Origin of the sequence: Bariatricus sp. HCP28S3_A7 (assembly GCF_052066375.1) — a bacterium.
GTDB lineage: Bacteria > Bacillota > Clostridia > Lachnospirales > Lachnospiraceae > Allocoprococcus.
On sequence record NZ_JBQHSG010000054.1, the window covers coordinates 1 to 3,784 of the forward strand.

Sequence of the window (3,784 nt, forward strand, 5' to 3'; positions counted from 1 at the left end):
GAAAGGGTCTTCGAACTATGCAGAAAATCCTCTATTGGCATAAGAATATGGGAAGGGTATAGTTACAATCGACACCAAATATACCGAAAACTACGGTAGAAACTTATAAATTAAATAGCAACAAAAAGCAAAAAAGGGACGTTCGATGCCAGGGCTTTTGACCCCAGCATCTTGCCACGAGCAGCGCCCTTTGGCTTGGAAGGAGAACCGTTTATCTTGAAAGAAGATAAGACTCCCACCTCTATAGGTGGTGAGTTGCGACAAGTTATTCTTGGCGGGAGTCCAATCTTTTTCCAAGATAAAGCCTCGCAGCAAGTACGCCTCGGCGTACTTGAAGAGAAGTGTGACTATGGACTTGTCCCCTAGTCGCTTGTACCTTGGCCACTGATTATTGAAATTGTTCCTTCATGAAAACTGATTGTACTGGGGCTGGCACTAAGTATTCCAAGATTATAATAGCAATCTTCTGTGATTGTGTAATGATAGGAAACCTTGTTTGCGTTGAAAATTTCCATATCTTCTTTAAGTTCGCCGTCAATAATAGGTAAAATACAAAAAATAGATGTTGAATGTCCATAAGTTGGATAAAGTTCGGCTTCAAAGTTGATAATGTCACCTTTTTTTAATTTCCATCCTATGCTGTCAGTAGTAGTAAATACAACAAGTGCATTATTCATCATTATTACTTCCGGAGATAAAAATTGATTATCTTTTTCGGATGTTGGAAAAATGTTTACGGAATTAGGTCCTAATACGTCACCTTCAATGGATTTAACAATATCATTTTCAGGTAATTTGTAAATGGGAGGGTGTTTTAAGTAATTTTCATATTCTTCTGAGGTCGTCACAAATGCATCAGTCCATACTTCTTTTCCAATTAATTCCCGATTATCATTTGTTATTTCTTCGGCACCGCCCTCCTGCCATAATTTCCAATAAGGTTTTGCGATAACAGTGCCGGATATCAATAATGCAGCTGCAATAGAAATGATAATTAATTTTTTTGGAGTGAGTTTTTTCCTTCGCGTCTGAGAATTATTTAATGTATTGATTTTATCGAATACCATTTTTTTTGTATTTTCCGCAGTAAAAATATCATCAAAATCATCAGGAAGATTATCATTTGGCAAAATATCAACACATTCATCTTCTACAAGATCGAATATTTCATAATAGTTCATATTTACTCTCCTTTCTCTAATAATTCTTTTAAATGTATTTTTCCAGTTCGTAATCTTGTTTTCACAGTAGATTCAGGTAGAAGTTCTTCATCTGAAATTTCTTTGATTGTTTTGCATTGGTAATAATATTTGATCAAAACTATTTGTTCTGAACGTTTTAACTGCCGTATGCAACTGATCACCCAGTCTTTCGTATGAATTTTTTCGATTTCATTTTCATCAGTATTTAGTATTTCATCCATTAACGGAAGTGTCTGTTTGTATGCACGTAATTTAGATTTTGCAGCATTTTTTGCAATGGTTGCCAGATAATTTTTTAAATCGGAAAAGGTATCAAGGTCTACTTTATGTATATTTTTCCAAAGAAGAAAAAATGTATCACTTACAACTTCCTGAATATCCTCATTTCCCATCACTCCATTTAAGATATTGAAAACGATAACGGTAACATAACGATTGTATTTATCAATTAATAATTCGAGTGATTTATGATCTCCTTTTTGAATTTGATTTATAATAGTACGGTCATCCATCCTATCTCTCCTTTCGTATTGACTGGGTAATAAGTATTTTACATGTATTTATGAATATATACGATTATTTTTTTTAGAAAGTTTCAAAAAAAAATAGATATGTTTAAAACTTTTTACGAGTTGCATTCGTATATAAGGTTATATAAAAAAGGTAGTGTCAAGTAATCTATGAAAAACTGAGCCGAAAATAAGAGGCTCAAACGAACCTTGAAAATTGCAAATATATAAGACGGAAGACCCGCCGAAGGCTTAGGGCGCTGCCCTAAGAACTTGCAAGGAACCGGTCCCTTGATCCAATTCAGGATCTGCCCGGACCTATCCTCGCCGGAAGGCAGAAAAGGGCGTACTTACCCATTTCTGCTAAACAGGATAATACGTGAACCTTATGTCAAGAGGTTTTCACGGCATATCCTCGCACTTCATGCTCCAGTATTCCACGATCCTCCTGACAACGGTTCCGCTCCATTTACGCATTTTTCTGTTTCTGGAGATTCAGGATTGTCTGTTGGCAAAGGAAGAACAGCATCTGCCATTTTCTGGGCATGTTGTGAGCGACTTCCAGCATTTCTACTGTGTTCAGGACTTTATAGTTGTTGTGTTTGTGGGGATGCAGAAAGTTATAGTATTCAACCCACAGAGCAAGGTCATAGTTGGCACCGTCGATGTTGTCAAATCTGTTTGTTTTTCGGTAGGACGCTTTATAGGTTCGGTTCAGCTGCTCGATCATCTGCTTGAATGGACGGGACTCTTTGGAAACCGCATCGTCGTTGGTAAGTCCAATCACCTAGGTAATGCTGAACTTGAAGGCATCTCCAAATTCATGAAAGAAATGCTGGGCAGCCAGAGGATAGGCACTGTAACCGTCTGCGATAAAGCGGAAGTTTTTTGGAAGCTCTTTGAAATGTCTAAAAGCCATACGCATTGCCATGATACAGGGATTGACGCCGCGTTTGTCAGAGACCTGATAACCGATGATGGAGCGTTTTGCAAGATCTATAATGAACCAGATATAAGTTTTTGATACCACTAATCTTGATATAGGCTTCATCAGCAGTGAAAGTGCTGTCGGCATGATAGTCATAGTTGTCCACGAAAGGTTTTACACAGATAGCAGCAGTTTTATAGTAGTTGGCGATCTGCTGGTGTGAGATCCGGATGTTATAAAGATCCTTCAAAGCCTGGGAGATTTTCCGCAGGGAGAGCCCGAGGTTAACGTGAAGAGTCAGGCACAGTGACATCACGTGGAAATAGAACTTGTTGAACTTCAGGGAAGAAGCGTTCTTCGGGAAAAAATCCAGATACATCTTAAAGAAATCCCCGGTGAATTCACGGTAGAGGTAGTGGAGGTTGTATTCGTTCTTGCCATAAGTTTTTTCAAGATGTTCCTTAGCTACTTTTTTTGAGAGTGTGGAGATAGTAAGGGCATTTGGGATTCACACATTTGTGGACGATAAAGTCTTTTCGGTCCTTTTTATGTACCAGAGCATTTCCAAAGTGTGGGCAGCGTAACGTATACTCTTTGGAGAAACGGTTATCATCCGGTGAAAAGTTTGTGTCGCAGACTTTGCATTTGATTTGGCCTTTTATGCCGTTGTTGCGGTAGAGATAAGGTTGATTACAACAGGGACACTTGCATTCCTCTGGGATATCACATTCTTTGCGGCGTGAGACGGGTTTGAGTTTCTTGTGATACTTGAATTCATAGTAGGAAATCAGGAGATCCCAGTCCCAGTCGTTGTGGTGGATTTACATTTTAGGAAGTTGGTCTGTTTTGAGTTTCGGGTACTTTGGGGAGTGGGAATCATCAAAGGTCCACTGTTTCGGTGGAATATATTTGCAGATAATAGTAATCAGCCAGCAATTTTGCTCGAGGACATTATACCAGAAAAAAGGAAGTCAATGCTCTTTTTATTTGCATGCTTCTTATAAAATCAAGGTTTTTATTGAATTTTGGAACAAAATGCATATGGCGCGTCCCAACGGCCGGTTTTGCGGAGCAAAACGGCCGAAATGCGAAGCTGAACAGCCGTTAGGCTTTGATTGATACAGAAATCTCTAGGATAATATATT

At 38.5% G+C, this 3,784-nt stretch carries 3 protein-coding genes and 1 pseudogene; 1 reads left to right on the forward strand and 3 read right to left on the reverse strand.

Annotated features, from left to right (window positions below):
• The first annotated feature begins 216 nt into the window (after positions 1 to 216).
• Complete coding sequence (locus tag ACTNA4_RS15745; protein WP_441027006.1) at positions 217 to 366, forward strand: hypothetical protein; 150 nt, start codon at positions 217 to 219, stop codon at positions 364 to 366.
• Here ACTNA4_RS15745 and ACTNA4_RS15750 read toward each other — a convergent pair.
• The 3 genes and pseudogenes from ACTNA4_RS15750 to ACTNA4_RS15760 all read right to left on the reverse strand — a co-directional run bounded on the left by ACTNA4_RS15750 (position 363) and on the right by ACTNA4_RS15760 (position 3,568).
• The gene (locus ACTNA4_RS15750; RefSeq protein WP_427820749.1) at positions 363 to 1,181 is read right to left on the reverse strand and encodes a hypothetical protein; all 819 of its coding nucleotides are present in this window, start codon (positions 1,179 to 1,181) and stop codon (positions 363 to 365) included. The two genes, ACTNA4_RS15745 and ACTNA4_RS15750, sit on opposite strands and share 4 nt — an antisense overlap.
• 2 nt (positions 1,182 to 1,183) lie before the next feature.
• Positions 1,184 to 1,714 (reverse strand): RNA polymerase sigma factor, encoded by a 531-nt coding sequence (locus ACTNA4_RS15755; RefSeq protein ID WP_427820748.1) that lies wholly within the window; start codon positions 1,712 to 1,714, stop codon positions 1,184 to 1,186.
• A gap of 466 nt (positions 1,715 to 2,180) precedes the next feature.
• A pseudogene (locus ACTNA4_RS15760) lies at positions 2,181 to 3,568 on the reverse strand (IS6 family transposase).
• Positions 3,569 to 3,784 lie beyond the last annotated feature (216 nt).

What these genes read in the sequence shown, in the direction of transcription:
- ACTNA4_RS15750 (WP_427820749.1), bottom strand. Translation starts at nt 1,181, where the DNA reads ATGAACTATTATGAAATATTCGATCTTGTAGAAGATGAATGTGTTGAT.
- ACTNA4_RS15755 (WP_427820748.1), bottom strand. Translation starts at nt 1,714, where the DNA reads ATGGATGACCGTACTATTATAAATCAAATTCAAAAAGGAGATCATAAA.